This window comes from Pseudonocardia parietis (assembly GCF_017876315.1).
Taxonomy (GTDB): domain Bacteria; phylum Actinomycetota; class Actinomycetes; order Mycobacteriales; family Pseudonocardiaceae; genus Pseudonocardia; species Pseudonocardia parietis.
The window spans coordinates 6,637,199-6,655,089 of record NZ_JAGINU010000001.1 but is presented as its reverse complement, the minus strand read 5'-3'; the positions used below and the strand labels follow the sequence as shown (position 1 = coordinate 6,655,089).

Here is a 17,891-nt window from a genome sequence, read left to right as displayed (position 1 = left end):
ATGTTCGACATCGCGCTCGTGCTGGTCTCCCTCGCGGTACCGGTCGTGTCCCTGCTCCTCGCGGTCGGCGGCTGCCTGTTCGTCCGGCGCCGCATCCGCCGGGATCCGCGACGGCTCAGCAACGCCTACTGGCTGCTCGCCGCGGCGCTGCTCGTCGGCAACGCCGCGGCGACGCTGGGGTTCGTCGGCGGCAATCCGGTGGTGGCGACCGGACTCGTCCTGATGCTGGCCTCACCGCTGATCGCACTCGTCTTCGCCGGGTTCCTGCTCCTCAACGGGGTCGTCATGCTGCGCCGTGAACGGGCGAGCCCGGGGAACTCGCTGTCCCTGCTCGGCGGGATCCTCGTCGTCGTACTGCTGGCGGCGGCCGTCCCGGTGCTGCTGGCCGACTCGGTGTGGCTGCGGGCGCTGTGGTTGCTGTGCGCGCTGGCGGCCTTCTTCCTCGCCTTCCAGTTCGTCGCGTTCCTGCTCTACGCGCGGCTGTACCAGTGGCTGGTGCGGGACCGTCCGGCCGACTGGGTGGTGGTGCTCGGTTCCGGTCTGCACGGAAGCGCGGTCCCGCCGCTACTGGCCTCCAGGATCACGGTCGGGATGGCCGAGTTCGCCCGCCGCGGCGCGCGGTTGCTGGTCCTGTCCGGCGGCAAGGGGACCGACGAGCAGCTCGCGGAGGGCGAGGCGATGAGCCGGTGGGCCGTCGCGCACGGCGCCGACCCCGCCGCGCTGCGGGCGGAGACCGAATCGCGCACCACGGAGCAGAACCTGCGGTTCAGCGACGCACTGGTGCAGGCCGAGCGAGGCTCCGGGTGTCTTCCCGAGAGCGCCGGAGCCGGACTGATCGTCACCAGCAACTACCACGCGTTCCGCGCGGCCGTGCTCGCCCGCAGGCTCGGCGTCGACGCCCAGGCCGTCGGTGCTCCGACGGCCGGGTACTACTGGCCGAGCGCCGTGCTCCGGGAGTTCGTCGCCATCCTGCGCGAGCACCGCGTCCTGGTGGCGGTCCTGCTGCTCCTGGTGTCGCTGCCGGTACCCGCCGTCGTCCTGCTGGTGGCCTGAGATCGAGTGTCCGGTGGGTTCCGGCGAAGGTCGCCGATAGCGGGTACCCCGTCCTCATGTCGACACTGCACTCGCTCTTCGCGCTGAGCATCCCGTTGCTGGAGATCTTCGTCCGCGGCAGCGCGACCTACATCGCCCTGCTCGCCATGATGCGCGTGATCGGCAGGCGGGAGGCGGGCGGTCTCGGGATCACCGACGTGCTGCTGGTCGTGCTCGTCGCGCAGGCGGCGGCGGTGGGGTTGCACGGCCAGGCGAGTTCGGTGACCGATGGCGCGGTCCTCGTCGGCACGATCCTGTTCTGGAGCGTCGTGTTCGACGCGCTGGCCTACCGCTGGCCCCGGATCGGACGGCTGATCAAGTCCGAGCCGCGGCTGCTGATCCGCAACGGCGAGTACAACCTGCAGGTCCTGCGGCGGGAGCTGATGACCCGCGAGGAGGTGCAGTCGCAGCTGCGGCTGCACGGTGTCGACGACCCCGCCGAGGTGGAACGCGCGTACATCGAGCCGAACGGGTTGATCAGCATCGTCCGCCGCGACCACGGCGAGCCGGACGAGCCGGGCCGCCCGGACGTGACGCTGTAGGCCCTGCTCAGAACCATCCCGCCGGAGCCGTACCCGACATCGCCCCCGTCAACCGCCGGGCAGCGTCCCGGACGGCGTCGGCGATCCGGGCGACCGGGGTGCTCGCGCGGTCGATCCGGCGGGTCACGCTGAAGGCGGCGACCGGCGTCCCGGTGTGGTCGAAGGCGCACGCCCCGACCGACTGCATGCCATCGGTGATCATCTCGTCCTCCCGGGCGTAGCCCTGCGCCAGCTCGGCGGCCAGCACGGTCCGCAGCGCCCGCAGCGAGGCCGGGCCGTGCGCGGTACGGGTGACCAGCGACGACGAGTGCCCGAACAGCGCCCGCAGCTGGGGCGCGCCCAGGTGGGCGAGGATCGACCGCCCGTTCGCGGTCAGCGAGGCGGGCAGCCGGACGCCGACCTCGGTCACCAGGGTGACCGGCATCGGCTGCCGGGCGGGACGCTCCTTCACCAGGTAGAGCGTGTCCGCCCCGTGCAGGATGCCGAGGTGCGCGATCTCGCCGGTCCGGGCGGCGAGACGGCGGGCGGCAGGTCTGCCGAGGAGCTCCAGCGAGCCGTGCCGCAGGTAGGCGCTGCCGACCTCGAACGCGCTGACGCCGAGGCCGTAACGCTGCTGGTCCGGGTAGTGGACGACGAAGCCGCGCTCGGTGAGCACCGTCAGCAGGTGGTACGCCGACGACCGCGGGATCCCGAGCTCCCGGACCAGGGTCGCGCCGGGGACCGGCCCGGGCCGGGCGGCCAGGTACAGCAGGACGTCCAGCGCCCGGCCCACCGCGGGCGAGGTGCTGCTGCTGGTCACGGTCCTCACCGTAGTCGGAAGTCTCGGATCTCAGACGACTCAGGGAGCGAGGTGCTGGCTCGGCACGGCCCGGACGCGGTGCACTGACCCACAGCGACGACGAAGGAGCCCGCCATGACGCCGTCACCGTCCCGCGCCGCGGTGCGCGCCCCCCGCGGCACCGCGCTCAGCTGCCGCGGCTGGCCGCAGGAGGCCGCGCTGCGGATGCTGCTGAACAACCTCGATCCCGAGGTGGCGGAGCGTCCCGAGGACCTCGTCGTCTACGGCGGCACCGGGCGGGCCGCCCGCAGCCACGCGGCGCTCGACGCGATCCTCGACTGCCTGCGCGAGCTCGCCGGCGACGAGACCCTGCTGATCCAGTCCGGCAAACCGGTCGGCGTCCTGCGTACCCACGAGTGGGCACCGCGGGTCCTGCTGGCCAACTCCAACCTCGTCGCCGACTGGGCCGACTGGCCCGAGTTCCGCCGCCTCGAGGCCGCCGGACTCACCATGTACGGCCAGATGACGGCCGGCTCGTGGATCTACATCGGAACCCAGGGCATCCTGCAGGGAACCTACGAGACGTTCGCCGCGGTGGCCCGCAAGCGCTTCGGCGGATCCCTCGCGGGCACGATCACGCTGACCGCAGGCCTGGGCGGCATGGGCGGGGCGCAGCCCCTCGCGGTCACGATGAACGACGGTGTCGTGCTCTGCGTCGAGGCCGACCCGGCCCGGATCGAGCGCCGGATCGCGCACCGCTACCTCGACGTGCGCGCCGACGACCTCGACGACGCGCTGCACCGTGCGATCGAGGCCCGCGACGCCCGCCGGGCGCTGTCGATCGGCGTCGTCGGCAACGCCGCCGAGGTGGTCCCGGAACTGCTGCGCCGGGGCGCCCCGATCGACGTCGTCACCGACCAGACCTCGGCCCACGACCCGCTGTCGTACCTGCCGGTCGGCACGGCCGTCGAGGAGATGGCCGACGCCGCTGCCGCGGATCCGGAGGCCTTCACCGCGCGGGCCAGGGCGTCGATGGCCGCGCACGTCGAGGCGATGGTCGGGTTCGCCGACCGGGGCGCCGAGGTGTTCGACTACGGCAACTCGATCCGCGACGAGGCCCGCCACGGCGGCTACGAGCGCGCGTTCGACTTCCCCGGCTTCGTCCCCGCCTACATCCGCCCGCAGTTCGAGGAGGGCCGCGGACCGTTCCGGTGGGTGGCGCTGTCCGGCGACCCGGCCGACATCGCGGCCACCGACCGGGCGATCCTCGAGCTGTTCGGCGCCGACGAGAGCCTCCGGCGCTGGATCACGATGGCCGGGGAGAGGATCGCCTTCGAGGGGCTGCCCGCGCGGATCTGCTGGCTCGGCTACGGCGAGCGGCACCGGGCGGGCCTGCGGTTCAACGAGATGGTCGCCTCCGGCGAGGTGAGCGCCCCGATCGTGATCGGCCGCGACCACCTCGACGCCGGGTCGGTGGCATCGCCGTACCGGGAGACCGAGGCGATGCTCGACGGATCCGACGCGATCGCCGACTGGCCGCTGCTCAACGCCCTGGTCACCACCGCGTCCGGCGCCACATGGGTGTCGATCCACCACGGCGGCGGGGTCGGCATCGGCCGTTCCCAGCACGCCGGCCAGGTCTGCGTCGCCGACGGCACCGCGCTCGCCGCGGCCAAACTGGAACGGGTGCTCATCAACGACCCGGCGACGGGAGTCCTGCGGCACGTCGACGCCGGCTACCCGCACGCCGCGCAGGTCGCCCGCGAGCGCGGCGTCCGGATCCCGATGGAGCCGGGCTGGTGACCGCGTTCGACTCGCTCTGGACCGAGCTGGCAGGCGTCGGCCGTGACCCGGGCACCGGCGGCTACCGCCGCTACGCCTGGGACGACGCCGACCTGACCCTGCGCGAGTGGTTCACCGGCTGCGCCACCGCCCGCGGGATGGACGTCGAGCGCGACCGCAACGGCAACCTCTGGGCCTGGTGGCTGCCGCACGGCTGGACCGGCGACCCCACCGGCGCCTTCGTCACCGGGTCGCACCTGGACTCGGTGCCCGACGGCGGTGCCTTCGACGGGCCGCTGGGCGTCGCGTCGGCGTTCGCGGCGATCGACGCGCTGCGGGCCGAGGGGGTCCGCCCGCGGAGCCCGGTCGGGGTCGTGGCGTTCGCCGACGAGGAGGGCGCCCGGTTCGGGGTCGCCTGCGTCGGGTCGCAGCTGTCCACCGGGGCGCTGGACCCGGACCGGGCCCGCGCGCTGCGTGACGGCGACGGGCGCACCCTCGCCGAGGTCCTCACCGGCGCCGGGGTCGACCCGGCCGGGCTGGGCCGCGACACGACACTGCCGCAGCGGATCGGGGTCTTCGTCGAGCTGCACGTCGAGCAGGGCCGCGCGCTGGACCGGCTCGGCGTCCCGATCGCCGTCGCGTCGTCGATCTGGCCGCACGGCCGCTGGCGGCTCGCCTTCCGCGGCGAGGCCAACCACGCCGGCGCGACCAGGATGGACGACCGGCACGACCCGATGCTGCCCTACGCGGCGACCGTCGCCGCGGCCCGCGCCCGCGCCGTGCAGCACGGCGGCGTCGCCACCTTCGGCAAGATCGCGGTGGCCCCGAACGGAGCGAACGCGATCGCCTCCGAGGTGAGTGCGGTGCTCGACGCCCGTGCACCGTCCACACCGGAGCTCGACGCGCTCACCCGGGACCTGCTCGCCGACGCCGCCCGGCACGCCGGCGCGGAGGGCACCCGGCTCGAGGTGGTCGGCGAGTCGCGGTCGGCGGCCGTCGACTTTCCGGAGGGCCCGCGGGAGCGGATCCGCGATGCACTCGGCGGCAACGTGCCGGTCCTGCCGACCGCCGCCGGGCACGACGCCGGGGTGCTGGCGGGTGTCGTGCCCACCGCGATGCTGTTCGTGCGCAACCCGACCGGCGTCTCGCACTCGCCGCGGGAGTGGGCCGAGCGCGACGACTGCCTGGCCGGGGTCGACGCGCTGGCCACGGTGATGCGCGACCGGATCGCCCCGTGACGGCCGCTACCGGTGCGTGGTGGTGCGAGCACGCCTGGACCGGCTCCGGGGTCGTCGAGAGCGACGTCCTGGTCACCGTCGAGAACGGCCGGTTCACCCGCGTCGAACCGGGCACGTCCCGACCGGCGGACGTCCCCGCGCTGCGCGGCCTCGTCGTCCCCGGGCTGGCGAACGCGCACTCGCACGCCTTCCACCGGGTGCTGCGCTCGCGCACCCAGGCCGGGCGCGGCACGTTCTGGACCTGGCGCGACCTCATGTACGACGCCGCGCAGCGCCTCGATCCGGACACCTACCGGGAGCTGGCCACCGCCGTCTACGCCGAGATGGCGCTCGCCGGTGTCACGTGCGTCGGCGAGTTCCACTACCTGCACCACGACCGCGGCGGCGCCCGTTACGCCGAGCAGAACGCGATGGGCCTCGCGCTCGTCGACGCGGCGCGCGCCGCGGGGATCCGGCTCACCCTGCTCGACACCTGCTACCTCGGATCTGATGTGGACGGCGCACCGCTGCGCCCGGAACAGCTGCGGTTCGGTGACGGCTCCGGTGCGGCGTGGGCGGCCCGTGTGGACGAGCTGTCCGCACGAGCGTCTGATGTGGACAGAGTGCTCATCGGTGCGGCGCTGCACTCGGTCCGGGCGGTGCCCCTGGACCAGATCGGAGCGGTCACCGGGTGGGCCGCCACGCACGACGCCCCGCTGCACGTGCACGTCGCCGAGCAGGTCGCCGAGGTGGCGCGCTGCCGCGAGGTGCACGGCCGCACCCCCGTCGAACTGCTGCACGACGCCGGGGCGCTCGGCCCGCGCACCACCGCCGTGCACGCCACCCACCTGACGGCCGGCGACGTCGACGCGCTGCGCTCCACCGGCACCGGCGTGTGCTTCTGCCCGACCACCGAACGGGACCTCGGGGACGGCATCGGGCCGGCCCCGGAGCTCGTCGCGGGGCCCGGCCCGTTCTCGCTCGGCTCCGACAGCCACGCCGTGATCGACCTGCTCGCCGAGGCCCGCGCGGTGGAGCTCGACCAGCGGCTGCACCGCCGAGAGCGCGGCGTGCTCGACGCGGCGACCCTGTTGCGCTGCGCCACCGAGCACGGTCACCGGGCGCTGGGCCGGCCCGACGCGGGCCGGATCGCCCCCGGCCTGCGCGCCGACCTGGTCGCGATCGACCTGGCGACGGTCCGCACCGCGGGCGGCGGGCCGACCGCGCAGACCGCTGTGTTCGCCGCGACCGCGGCGGACGTGACCGACGTCGTCGTCGACGGGCGGGTGGTCGTGCGAGAGGGCCGGCACGTGACGGTCCCGGACGTGGCCCGCCGGCTCGCGTCCATCACGACGACCCTGCTGGAGGGAGGCGCCGCATGACCGTGCTCTACACCGACATCGGTGAGCTGGTCACCAACGACCCGGCCGCCGGGGACGGCACGCCGCTGGGCGTGCTGCACGACGCGGCGGTCGTCGTGGACGGCGCGACGATCGTGTGGGCCGGTCCCGCCGCGCACGCGCCCGCCGCCGACCACCGGGTGTCCTGGGACGGCGACGCCGCCGTGCCCGGCTTCGTGGACAGCCACGCCCACCTGGTCTTCGCCGGGGAACGCTCCGCGGAGTTCGCCGCCCGCGCGTCCGGACGGCCCTACACCGCGGGCGGCATCCGCACCACGGTCGCGGCCACCCGTGCCGCCGGTGAGGACCGGCTCGTCGCCGGTGTCGCGCGTCTGACGCAGGAGATGCTCGCCGCCGGGATCACGACCCTCGAGTGCAAGAGCGGCTACGGCCTGACCGTGGACGACGAGCGGCGCGCTCTGGAGATCGCCGGCCGGTTCACCCCCGAGACCACCTACCTCGGCGCGCACGTCGTCCCCGCCGAGTACGCCGAGCGCCGCGACGACTACGTCGACCTGGTCCGCGGCCCGATGCTCGACGCCTGTGCCCCGCACGCGCGCTGGGTGGACGTGTTCTGCGAGCGCGGCGCGTTCGACGCCGACGAGTCCCGCGCCGTGCTCGAAGCCGGCGCGGCCCGCGGGCTCGGGGTGCGGCTGCACGCCGGGCAGCTCGAACAGGGCGACGGCGTCCGGCTCGCAGTGGAGCTGGACGCGGCCTCGGTCGACCACTGCACCTTCCTGTCCGATGCCGACGTCGAGGCGCTCGCCGCGAGCCGGACCGTCGCGACGCTGCTGCCCGGCGTCGAGTTCAGCACCCGCACCCCCTGGGCGGACGGCCGTCGGCTGCTCGACGCCGGCGCGACGGTCGCGCTGGCCACCGACTGCAACCCGGGCAGCTCGTTCACCACGAGCACCGGGTTCTGCGTCGCGCTCGCGGTGCGGCACATGGGACTGAGCCCGGCCGAGGCGCTGCACGCGGTCACCGCGGGCGGGGCGGCGGCGTTACGCCGTACCGATGTCGGGGCCGTGGTGCCCGGCCTCCGCGCCGACCTGGTCCGGCTGGCGGCGCCGTCGTACGTGCACCTCGCGTACCGGCCCGGGGTGCCGCTGGTCAGTGAGGTCGTGGCCGCCGGGGTCCGGTACGCCGTCGGGCAACGGCCGGTGTGCGCCGGCCCATGAACGCCGTTCATCTTCATGGCGGCTCGAGTCGATGCCGGTCGTTCGGCGGGCCATGAGTGCGGCCCTCGCTCGCTCCTCGGTTCCTTCCACAGAACTCGACGACGAAGGCGGTGGCAGCGGTGCCGAGCGCGACGTATGGCCCGGACGGACGGTCGGGCGACACCCGGACGGCGTCATGACTGATCCGGACGTCCTCGTGGTCGACGGGCAGAGCCTGAGCTGCGCCGACATCGTCCGGTTCGCAGGTGGGGACGTGCTGGTCGTGATCGCCCCGGAGGCGATGGCGCAGGTCCATCGGGTGCACGAGACGGCGCGGGCGGTCAGCGCCGCGCGGCCCGTCTACGGCCGGACGACCGGCGTGGGGGCGAACCGGGATGCCGTCGTCGGGACCGGGGACGCCGAGACCCACGACCTGCGCCTGCTGCTCAGCCACGCCGCCGGGGTCGGGGAGGTGCTCGACGACGCCGTGGTGCGCGCCGCGATGCTGGTCCGGCTCAACCAGCTGGCCGCCGCGGGCAGCGGCATCCACCCACGGATGGTCCGGGGCCTGCACGACGCCCTGCGCGCCGGCGCCCTGCCGACGGTGCACGACGCCGGGTCGATCGGCACCGGCGACCTGTCCGCGCTGGCCGAGATCGGCCTGACCCTGGCCGGGCACCTCCCGTGGGCGCGCGGACACCTCGACCCGGTCGATCTCGCTCCCGGTGACGCGCTGGCGTTCCTCTCGTCGAGCGCGGTCACGCTGGCCCGTGCGGCCCTGGTCGCGGACGAGCTGGGCCGGCTGCTCGGGGCGGCGCACACCGTGGCGGCGCTGTCGTACTGCGCGCTGGGTGGATCGGCGGAGGCGTTCGCCGAACAGGTCCATGCCCGGCGCCCGCACGCCGGCGCAATGCGGGCCGCGGCGCGGATGCGGCGGTTGCTGTGGCACGAGGGCGATCTCAGCCCGGGCCGGCGCATCCAGGACCCGTTCGGCCTGCGCGCGTTCCCGCAGGTGCACGGGCCTGCGCTGGACGGCGTCGAGCACCTGCACCGGGTGCTCGAGATCGAGGTGAACGCCGCCGCCGAGAACCCGCTGGTCGACGCCCGCACCGGCGCGGTGTTCCACCACGGCCAGTTCTCCACGGCCTACCCGGCGCTGTCCCTGGACAACCTGCGGGCCGCCGTGCACCACGTCGCCGAGCTGTCCGCCGCACGGCTCGGCGACCTGGTCGAGCCGGACTTCACCGGGCTCACCCCGTTCCTCGCGAGCGGTCCGGCGGGCAGCTCGGGGATCATGATCCTGGAGTACGTGGCGCACGACGCCCTGGGCAGGCTCCGGCACTCGGCCGGGCCGGTCACCCTCGGGACGTCGGTGATCTCCCGCGGCGTGGAGGACCACGCCAGCTTCACCCCGCACTCGGCGCGCAGCACCGCCGCGGCCGCCGCCGGCTACCGCACGGTGCTGGCCTGCGAGCTCGTCGCCGCGGTCCGGGCGCTGCGGCTCGCCGACACCGCCCCGCGTGGCGAACTGCTCGCGGCCGTGTACGCCGATCTCGTCGAGGCACTGCCCGACGTGCGGACCGATCATCCGCTCGGGGCCGAGATCCGGCTGGCGAGCGAGCTCGTCGACGGGCTGGCGGCGGTGTGACCGGACCCGATCGGGCACCCGGATGTCACCGGGACGACTCCTGCGCCTCGCTCGCACGGAACATCGCCCGGTCACGCTGGTGTCATGAGTGAGAGCAGCACCCAGCACGCGGACGCGTCCTGGCCGCACCCGGAGAGCGAGGCGGCCCGGCACGACGGCCGGTACACTCCCGAGCGGCACGCCGTGTGCGTCCGTGGCACCGACGTCACCGGTTCGGTCCGGGACCAGTGCAGGACGGGGCGCCGGTCAGCGCTCCGCGTCCCGCGCCCCCGTGCGCACCGGGCGTCCCACCAGAACGCCGTGCCCGCCCGGCCCGGCGACGATCGCCCGGTGCGTCCGGCCTGAGATCTCTCCACCACCCATCGGCGGCACAGCACCGGGAAGCATCCGCGTTCCGCGAGCGAGCGCCGGATGGTCGCTGACCTGCGACGACGGACAGTTGATCGAACGTATGTTCGAGTAGAATGGGTTCATGCCCAGCGAGCGGCTCGCCACCGCGCATCGCCTCCTCACCGAGGCGGTCGCCGCGCTGCGGGCCGCCGCCGGGCCCGAAGCCACCCCTGACGAGCGCCTGTCGGTCCTCACCCTGTGCGAGGGCGGAGTGCGGCGGCTCGACCAGGTCACGGTCGCCACCGTCGGCGCGCTCGACCGCGAGGGCTCGTTCACCGAGCGCGGCTACCGCAACCCCGCCCTCGCCCTGGCCGACCTGCTCAACTTCGACCGTGCCGACGCGCGGCGCCGCACCCGGGCCGCCGAACAGGTCCATCCCCGCACCGTCCTCGACGGCACCCCGCAACCGCCTGTGCTGCCGGCCACGGCCGAACGTTTCGCCGACGGCCGGATCGGGCTGCGCCACGTCGACGTCATCGCCACCGTGCTCAGCAGCCACGCCGCCCGCCGCATCGACCCCGACCGCCTCGCCCTGGCCGAGACCGAGATCGCCGAACACGCCTGCGTCTACAACCCCGGCGAGCTGCACACCTGGGCGACCCGGCTGATCGAGGCCCTCGACGAGGACGGGCCGGCACCCGACGACACCCCACCACCACAGATCAACACCCTGAAGGTGGTGGCCAACCGCAACGGATCGGGCGGGCGGATCCAGGGCCGCTACGACGACGCCGCCCAGTTCGACGCGATCGCTACCGCCGTCGACGCGCTGTCCGCGCCCCGCGACAACCTCGACGAACGCCGCCCCGAGGAACGTCAGGCCGAAGCTTTGTCCGAGCTCTGCGCCCAGGCCCTCGACCACGGTGACCTGCCCGAGACCGGTGGCCGGCGCCCGGTCATCAGTGTCCTGGTCACCCTGGACGATCTGCAGCGCCGCGCCCGCGCCGCGGTGCTGGACTTCGGTGGCCAGGTCACCCCCGAGACCCTGCGGATGCTGGCCTGTGACGCCGGTGTCGTGCCGATCGTGATGAACGGCCGGGGTCAGCCCCTCGATGTCGGCCGGATCAAGCGCACCATCCCCGACGGGCTACGCCGGGCGGTCACCGCCCGCGACCGCGGCTGTGCGCATCCGGGCTGCAACCGGCCCCCGTCCTGGTGCGAGGTCCACCACATCATCCCGTGGGAGACCGACGGCGAAACCTCACTGCAGAACTGCGTGATGTTGTGCCGGGTGCACCACCGGCTGCTGCACCACTCGGCATGGCTGGTGCGGATCCGCGACGGACTCCCCGAATTCGTCCCGCCCCGCTGGATCGACCCGATGCAACGACCACGAGCACAACCACGCCTCGCGGACGTGGCATGACCGCGAGCCCGGAGGGCGTGTGATGCCGCTACGGCTCGCACGTCCCCGAGCACTGTCCCAGCGTCCCGCAGAAGGTCACGGTCGTTCCCCGCGGTCCCCGTTCCACCCGGACGTCCTCGGCGACCGCTTCGATCATGTCCAGGCCGCGTCCGCGGAACCCGTTGTCGGCAGGCGGGTCCCGCCATCGTCCGTGGTCGGAGACCTCCAGCTCGACCCGCGGCCCGTCGGCGGTCCCGTGCAGCACGACGACGCCGGACGGGTCGCCGCGGTAGGCGTGCTCGGCGGAGTTGGACACCGCCTCGTTCACCGCGAGGACCAGGTCCTGTGCGGTGGCGCAGGGTTGCTCGGCACCGCACAGCGAGGTGAGCCAGCGTCCGGTCACCCTGCGGGACCGCCCGGCCGCGGCGGGTTCTGCGGCGAGCTCCACGTGCAGGATCGAGGACATGGTGGGCAGGTACCCGCTGCGCAGGCGGACGACTCATCCGGCCGTCCCGGGCGCGTCGTCCCGGGAGCCGGGTAGCGGTCACCTTCCGTGTTTCGTCCGGCGGCTGCGGGGAACCCTGCCGCATTCCCGCACACCACCTCCCGTTCACCGGGAGTACGGTCGTGAGTTACCGATTTGGTCCGCTCCGGACGGCGCCCGCGCCGCCGACCCGACCGGCGTCCGGAGGCTCCCGGCGCCGCCGTCGCGTCGCCGCATCCCGCGTCCGGGCGGAGGACGAGAGGACCCCGTATGGCTTCGCAGGAGACAACCGGCACGACGGACGAGCGCGCGGCCGCCACGCAGACGCTGACGGCCACGGCCGCCCGGATGGAACGCGCTGCCGAGCGCGCCGAGCAGGCCGCCGACCGCGTCCGGCGGGCCGCTCAGGTCGCCGCCGAGACCACGGGCACCACGGCCGGTGAGCGCGAGGACGGCGGGAAGCCCGGCAAGAACAAGGGCAAGAACAAGAACAGCGACGGGGCGACGAGCAAGAAGAAGGACAAGAGCAAGAAGGACAAGAGCAAGAAGAAGGGCGCGGACGACGACGGCGGGAAGTCCTCGTCGAAGAAGTCCGACAAGAAGTCCGACAAGAAGTCCGACAAGAAGGCCGCGGAGAAGTCCGCCAAGAAGGCCGAGAAGAAGGCTGCGAAGAAGGCCGACAAGGACTCGAAGAAGGACCAGAAGAAGGCCCTCCGCGCCGAGGAGAAGGCGGCCGAGCAGGCCGTCCGGGACGCGGCGAAGGCGGAGAAGAAGGCCAAGGCGCAGGCCGAGGAGCAGCGCGCGGCCCAGAAGAAGGCCGCCAAGGCGGAGAAGCGGGCCGCCAAGGAGGCCAAGGCCGCCCGGCTGGAGAAGGTCGCCACCCGCGACGAGGCCGCGAAGGCCGAGAAGAAGGCGAAGAAGGCCGCGAAGGAGCAGGTCGTCGCCGGCCGGCCCGGTTCCGGCGTCGGCACCCCGGAGACGGCGCCGTCGGAGAAGAAGGCCCGCCGCCGCGAGGCCGAGCTCGAGGCGGCCCGGATCGCCGCCGCCGTCGAGCACAAGGTCGGCAGCGACTCCCCGGTCGAGGTGCACCACACGAACTCCGACCGCTGATCCCAGGAGGCACAGGCCGGCCGGGTCGTGTGCCGGGTCAGTCCCGGTAGACGCCCGGCCGCTTCTCCATGTACGCGGTGACCGCCTCCTGCAGGTCGGCCGAGATCAGCGCCCCGCTGTTCCAGGTGGCGATCTGGTCCAGGCCGTCGGCGACCGAGTGGTCGCGGGCGTAGGTGATCGCGTACTTGGAGCCGCGCAACGCCAGCGGCGGCTTCGCGGCCAGCTCCGCCGCCAGTGCGGCCACGCCGTCGGCGAGCGCGTCGGCGTCGTCGTACACGCCGTTGACCAGGCGCAGCTGCTTCGCCTCGGTCCCGGAGACCGGCCGGCAGGTGTAGGCCATCTCCCGGGTCACGCCCTCGCCGACGATCCGCGGCAGCCGCTGCAGCACGCCGACGTCGGCGGCGAGGCCCATGTCGACCTCCTTGAGCACGAACGACGCGTCGGCCGTCGCGTACCGCAGGTCGCAGGCCGCGGCGAGATCGAGGCCCGCGCCGAGGCAGACCCCGTGCACCGCGGCGATCACCGGGACGCGGCAGCGCTCGATCGCGGTCAGGCAGTCCTGCAGGTCGAGGATCACCCGGCGCAGCTTCTCCGCGCCGTGCCCCGGCGACGGGTCCGACGCGGTCTCCTTCAGCCCGCCGAGCATCGCGACGTCGATGCCGGAGCAGAAGTGCTTCCCGTTGCCGCTGATCACCACGACCCGGACCGACGGATCGGCGTCGAGCTCGTGGATCGCGTCGCGGAGCCCGAACCACATCGGCTCGTGCAGCGCGTTCGCCGCTTTCGGCCGGTCCAGCCGCAGCCGGGCGACCCCGTCCGCCACCTCGACCGCGATGTTCGTCGGCTCGCCCATCCGCTGCACTCCTCGCATCCGTTCCGTCCGGCACCGGAGAGGCTACCCGGGAGTAACCTCCGGCTGACACGATGCGGTGGTGCAGGACGCAAGCCGGGACGCCCGGACGTGGTGGGTGGCCTGCGGGCTGCTGTTCGTGACGGCGTTCGGCACCAACGTGCCGACGCCACTGCTGCTGGTCTACCGGGTCGAGCTCGATCTCGCGGCGAGCACCCTGGCCGCGGTGTTCGGCGTCTACGCGCTCGGGCTGGCACCGTCGCTGCTGCTCGGTGGCCCGGCGTCGGACCGGTTCGGACGGGTGCGGGTGCTGCTGCCGGCCGCACTCGGCGTCGTCGGGGCGTCGCTGCTGTTCCTCGGTGGCGGCTCCGCGCTGTGGCTGCTGTTCGCGGCCCGCTTCGTGCAGGGGCTCGCATCCGGCGCCGTGTTCTCGGTCGCCAGCGCGTGGCTGCAGGACCTGGCCGGGACCGCGGGCGCGCCACGGGCCGCGCGGGCGGCGTCGATCGCGCAGACCGCCGGGTTCTGCCTCGGCCCGCTCACCTCCGGGCTCCTCGCCACCTACGGCCCGTGGCCGCTCACGCTGCCCTACCTGGTGCACGTCGCACTGATGGTGCCGGCGGCCGTCGCGGTCGTGCTGGTCGTCGGGACCGGGTCCCGGCCCGCCGGGGTGGTGCCGCGCGGGCTGCTGCCCCGGCCCGGGCTCGACGTGCCGGGGCGTCGCACGTTCGTCCGGGTCGTCGTCCCGACCGCGGTGTGCGTGTACGCGTTCCCGTCGGTCTCGGTGACGGTGCTGCCGCTTCTGCTGCCCGACGCGTCGGGGCTGGTCGCGTTCACCGGACTGCTCGCCGCGCTGACCCTGGGCACCGGCACGCTGGTGCAGCCGTTCGCGCACCGGCTCGGCCCCCGCACCGGGCCGATCGGTGCCGGGCTCGGCGCACTCGGCTTCGCGGCGGGGACGGTGGCGGCGTACTCGTCGTCGATCGTCGCGGTCGGCGTGGCCGGGGTGCTGCTCGGCGCCGGCGGCGGGCTGTGCCTCAACGCGGGCCTGACCCTGGTCGGGCGGCTCGCCCCGGCGGCCGGGCGCGGGGCGGCGAACGGGCTCTTCTACACCGCCGCCTACCTCGGGTTCGCGGCGCCGTACCTGGCGACGGCGTTCGTGACGGTCGACGCGCTGGCGTGGCCGCTGCTGATCCTGGCCGCGGTCACGGCGGCGACGGCGGTGTGGCTGGTGCTCCGGACCCGCGCCGACGACGGCTGACCCCGACCGTCCCGGTGCCGCCCGGGCGGCTCGGCCTAGGCTCGCTGGCGTGCCCGACCTGACCAGCACCGCCAATCCGCGCGTCAAGCACCTGGTCCGGCTGCGCACCCGCCGCCACCGCGACGCCGCGGGCGTCACCCTGATCGAGGGGCACGACGAGCTGGCGCTGGCCCTCGACGCAGGGGTGTGTCCCACCGAGGTCTACTGGGCGCCCGACCTGGTCCGCGACGCCGCGCTGCTGGAGCGGACGGCCGGCGCCCGGACGTTCTCGGTGAGCCGCGAGGTCTTCGCCCGCATCGCCTACCGCGAGTCCCCGGACGGCTGGCTCGCCGTCGCGCCCGCCCCCGGCCGTCCGCTCGACGAGCTGGTACTGCGCCCGGACGCGCTCGTGCTGGTCGCCGAGGGCGTCGAGAAGCCCGGCAACGTCGGCGCGATGCTGCGCACCGCCGAGGCCTGCGGGGTGGACGCGGTGGTCGTCGCCTCCGCGGAGCGGGCCGGGACCGACTTCGCCAACCCGAACGTCGTCCGGGCCTCGAAGGGCACGGTGTTCGCCGTCCCGGTCGCGTCGGCCTCCACCTCGCAGGTGATGGACTGGTTGCGCCGCAACGAGATCCGCACCTTCGTGACGACGCCGGCGGGGGCGACCGAGCTGGGTCACGCCGACCTCACCGGGCCGTCCGCGCTGATCGTCGGCACCGAGGCCACCGGGGTCACCACGGCATGGCTGGAAGGCGCCGACGCCACCGTCGTCATCCCGATGCACGGCACCGTCAACTCGTTGAACGCCTCGATCGCGGCCGCGGTCGTGCTGTTCGAGGCGGTCCGGCAGCGTACGTCGGTGAGCTGACGCGGCGATCCCCGCGCGCTGCGTAACCTGCGCTCATGCCGAGCGTGCGCGACGTGCTCCTGGCCCTCGCGGTGGCCGTCGTCGCGGTGGCCGGTGCCCTGCTCGCCGACGCCTCGGGCCGCCCGCTGCTGCCCTGGGGCGTGGTGCTGATCGGCGTCGCCGCGCTCGCGCTGTGCTGGCGGTCGTCGTTCCCGGTGCCGGTGCTGGCCGCGGTGATGGTGCCGACGGCCCTCTACTACTGGCACGACCACCCCGACGGGCCGGCCTCGCTGCTCGTCGCCGTCGCCGTCTACACCGTCGCGAGCCGGACGACCTGGCCGCGTGCGGTGCTGGCCGGGCTGGTCGTGGTCGCGGCCTGGACCGGCACCGAGCAGCTGGTGCTCAGCCCGCCGGTGGGTGTGCACGTGGACCGCTACCTGTGGATCGTCGTCACCACGGCGCTCGGGGTGGCGGTCGGTGCGGTCCGGCGCGCGGCGCAGGCGTCCGCGGAGCGCACCGAGGAGCGGCTGGCCCGCCACGTCGAGCAGGAACGGCTGCGGATCGCCCGGGACGTCCACGACGTCGTCTCGCACAGCCTCTCGATGATCGTGGTGCAGGCCGGTGTCGGCGCGCACGTCGCGGCCCGCAGGCCGGAGGAGGCCGTCGCCGCACTGGAACGGATCCGCGACGCAGGCACCGACGCGCTGCGGGAGCTGCGCGGCACCCTCGACCTGCTGCGGTCCCCGGACGACTCCGATCCGATGCCCGGCGGGCTGGACCGGCTGGACGAGATCGAGAGCGCCGGGCGGGCGGCCGGGATCGCGGTGCGGGTCTCCGGGACGCCCGGACCGCTGCCCGCCCAGGTGGACCGGGCGGCGTTCGGGATCGTCCGGGAGGCGGTGACGAACACGGTCCGGCACGCGCCGGAGGCCTCCGAGGTACGGGTGTCGCTCGACCGGGCCGGCGGCCTGCTGCGGCTGCGGATCAGCGACGACGGCGGCGGCGTCGCGGCCACCCCGGCCGCCGGTCGTGGCCGCCCACCCGGGCAGGGCCTGCGCGGCCTCACCGAACGCGCCGAGGCACTGGGCGGGAACCTGACCGCAGGCCCCGGTGCCGACGGCTGGACCGTCGACGCGTCGCTGCCGGCGACTGCGGCACCGTCCGGCGGCTCCGGGACCATGTACCGGATCGGGCGGCGCGCACGGGATCGGGCGAGCATCCGCGCGCGTCCGGCGGGCGACACGGGTGAGGGGAATGGGCACGGTGGATGAGGTGCGGGTGCTGCTCGCCGACGACCAGCCGCTGATCCGGGCGGGGCTGCGGGTGCTGCTGGAGACCGAGGACGGCTACGCGGTCGCCGCCGAGGCCTCCGACGGCGCCGAGGCGGTGCGCCGGACCCGGCAGACCCGGCCCGACGTCGTGCTGATGGACATCCGGATGCCCGGCACCGACGGGCTCGACGCCCTCGCCGACATCACCGCGGACCCGGAGCTGGCGGACACCCGGGTGATCGTCCTGACCACGTTCGATCTCGACGAGTACGTCTACCGCGCCCTGCGCTGCGGGGCGAGCGGGTTCCTGCTGAAGGACACCGAGCCGGTGTCACTGCTGCGTGCGATCGACCTGGTGCACGCGGGGGAGGCGTTGCTCGCTCCGTCGGTGACCCGGCGGCTGATCACCGAGTTCGCCCGGCACGGCCCCGCCGCACCCCGCGTCGTCGACCGGCTCGCCGTGCTGACCGGGCGGGAACGCGAGGTGCTCGGCCTCGTCGGGCGCGGGCACACCAACGGCGAGATCGCCGCCGAACTGGTGATCAGCCCGGCCACCGCGCGCACGCACGTGGGCAGGCTGCTGACCAAGCTCGACGCCCGGGACCGGGTCCAGCTGGTCGTCATCGCCCACGAGACCGGCCTGGTGGGCACCGCGCGCTGACCCCCCCCGAGGCGGATCCCGGGGGGACTACGTCGAGACGCGTAGGTCCAGGTGACGTTCCCGCGCCGATGTGCGGGCAC

At 74.4% G+C, this 17,891-nt stretch carries 17 protein-coding genes; 14 read left to right on the top strand and 3 right to left on the bottom strand.

Going from position 1 to position 17,891, the window contains the following annotated elements; all coding sequences use genetic code 11:
• Both JOF36_RS31365 and JOF36_RS31360 read left to right on the top strand, forming a co-directional pair.
• Window positions 1-1,053 carry a YdcF family protein gene (locus JOF36_RS31365; RefSeq protein WP_210034085.1) on the top strand — a complete coding sequence of 351 codons (1,053 nt, stop codon included), beginning with the start codon at window positions 1-3 and terminating at the stop codon, window positions 1,051-1,053.
• 56 nt (window positions 1,054-1,109) lie between these two features.
• Window positions 1,110-1,634 carry a DUF421 domain-containing protein gene (locus JOF36_RS31360; RefSeq protein ID WP_210034084.1) on the top strand — a complete coding sequence of 175 codons (525 nt, stop codon included), beginning with the start codon at window positions 1,110-1,112 and terminating at the stop codon, window positions 1,632-1,634.
• Window positions 1,635-1,641: 7 nt separating this feature from the next.
• Here the strand turns inward: JOF36_RS31360 and JOF36_RS41120 are convergent, their stop codons facing one another.
• On the bottom strand, window positions 1,642-2,433 hold the full coding sequence (locus JOF36_RS41120; protein WP_210034083.1) for an IclR family transcriptional regulator: 792 nt from the start codon (window positions 2,431-2,433) through the stop codon (window positions 1,642-1,644).
• Window positions 2,434-2,547: 114 nt separating this feature from the next.
• Here JOF36_RS41120 and hutU point away from each other — a divergent pair, with 114 nt between their 5' ends.
• The 7 genes from hutU to JOF36_RS31320 all read left to right on the top strand — a co-directional run bounded on the left by hutU (window position 2,548) and on the right by JOF36_RS31320 (window position 11,372).
• Window positions 2,548-4,215, top strand: a complete 1,668-nt coding sequence (gene hutU, locus JOF36_RS31350) for a urocanate hydratase (RefSeq protein ID WP_210034082.1) — start codon at window positions 2,548-2,550, stop codon at window positions 4,213-4,215.
• The gene (locus JOF36_RS31345) at window positions 4,212-5,432 is read left to right on the top strand and encodes an allantoate amidohydrolase (protein WP_210034079.1); all 1,221 of its coding nucleotides are present in this window, start codon (window positions 4,212-4,214) and stop codon (window positions 5,430-5,432) included. Before hutU ends, JOF36_RS31345 begins: the two co-directional genes overlap by 4 nt.
• Window positions 5,429-6,793, top strand: a complete 1,365-nt coding sequence (locus tag JOF36_RS31340; protein ID WP_210034078.1) for a formimidoylglutamate deiminase — start codon at window positions 5,429-5,431, stop codon at window positions 6,791-6,793. Before JOF36_RS31345 ends, JOF36_RS31340 begins: the two co-directional genes overlap by 4 nt.
• Window positions 6,790-7,989 carry an imidazolonepropionase gene (hutI, locus tag JOF36_RS31335; RefSeq protein ID WP_210034077.1) on the top strand — a complete coding sequence of 400 codons (1,200 nt, stop codon included), beginning with the start codon at window positions 6,790-6,792 and terminating at the stop codon, window positions 7,987-7,989. Before JOF36_RS31340 ends, hutI begins: the two co-directional genes overlap by 4 nt.
• A 175-nt stretch (window positions 7,990-8,164) precedes the next feature.
• Window positions 8,165-9,616, top strand: coding sequence for an aromatic amino acid ammonia-lyase (locus JOF36_RS31330; RefSeq protein WP_210034076.1), 1,452 nt, complete (start codon window positions 8,165-8,167; stop codon window positions 9,614-9,616).
• 84 nt (window positions 9,617-9,700) lie between these two features.
• Complete coding sequence (locus JOF36_RS31325; RefSeq protein WP_210034075.1) at window positions 9,701-9,961, top strand: hypothetical protein; 261 nt, start codon at window positions 9,701-9,703, stop codon at window positions 9,959-9,961.
• Window positions 9,962-10,088: 127 nt separating this feature from the next.
• On the top strand, window positions 10,089-11,372 hold the full coding sequence (locus JOF36_RS31320; RefSeq protein WP_210034073.1) for an HNH endonuclease signature motif containing protein: 1,284 nt from the start codon (window positions 10,089-10,091) through the stop codon (window positions 11,370-11,372).
• Window positions 11,373-11,400: 28 nt separating this feature from the next.
• Here the strand turns inward: JOF36_RS31320 and JOF36_RS31315 are convergent, their stop codons facing one another.
• Entirely contained in the window at window positions 11,401-11,817 is a 417-nt protein-coding gene (locus JOF36_RS31315) for an ATP-binding protein (RefSeq protein WP_210034072.1), read from the bottom strand.
• Window positions 11,818-12,105: 288 nt separating this feature from the next.
• Between JOF36_RS31315 and JOF36_RS31310 the strand changes: the two genes are divergently transcribed.
• Window positions 12,106-12,945: a hypothetical protein gene (locus JOF36_RS31310; RefSeq protein ID WP_210034070.1), complete on the top strand. Its 840-nt coding sequence runs from the start codon at window positions 12,106-12,108 to the stop codon at window positions 12,943-12,945.
• Window positions 12,946-12,982: 37 nt separating this feature from the next.
• On the opposite strand, the gene JOF36_RS31305 is transcribed toward JOF36_RS31310, so the two are convergent.
• A complete protein-coding gene (locus JOF36_RS31305; RefSeq protein WP_210034068.1) occupies window positions 12,983-13,798 on the bottom strand; it encodes a crotonase/enoyl-CoA hydratase family protein in 816 nt (271 codons plus the stop codon).
• 79 nt (window positions 13,799-13,877) lie between these two features.
• Here JOF36_RS31305 and JOF36_RS31300 point away from each other — a divergent pair, with 79 nt between their 5' ends.
• Genes JOF36_RS31300 through JOF36_RS31285 form a run of 4 tightly spaced genes read left to right on the top strand, consistent with a single transcriptional unit; the run spans window position 13,878 to window position 17,811 of the window.
• Window positions 13,878-15,053, top strand: a complete 1,176-nt coding sequence (locus tag JOF36_RS31300) for an MFS transporter (protein ID WP_210034066.1) — start codon at window positions 13,878-13,880, stop codon at window positions 15,051-15,053.
• Window positions 15,054-15,102: 49 nt separating this feature from the next.
• Window positions 15,103-15,900 (top strand): TrmH family RNA methyltransferase, encoded by a 798-nt coding sequence (locus tag JOF36_RS31295; RefSeq protein ID WP_210034059.1) that lies wholly within the window; start codon window positions 15,103-15,105, stop codon window positions 15,898-15,900.
• A 35-nt stretch (window positions 15,901-15,935) separates the two neighbouring features.
• Complete coding sequence (locus tag JOF36_RS31290; protein WP_210034053.1) at window positions 15,936-17,150, top strand: sensor histidine kinase; 1,215 nt, start codon at window positions 15,936-15,938, stop codon at window positions 17,148-17,150.
• The gene (locus JOF36_RS31285) at window positions 17,134-17,811 is read left to right on the top strand and encodes a response regulator (protein ID WP_210034051.1); all 678 of its coding nucleotides are present in this window, start codon (window positions 17,134-17,136) and stop codon (window positions 17,809-17,811) included. The genes JOF36_RS31290 and JOF36_RS31285 overlap by 17 nt, the downstream gene beginning before the upstream one ends.
• The last annotated feature ends 80 nt before the right edge of the window (window positions 17,812-17,891 follow it).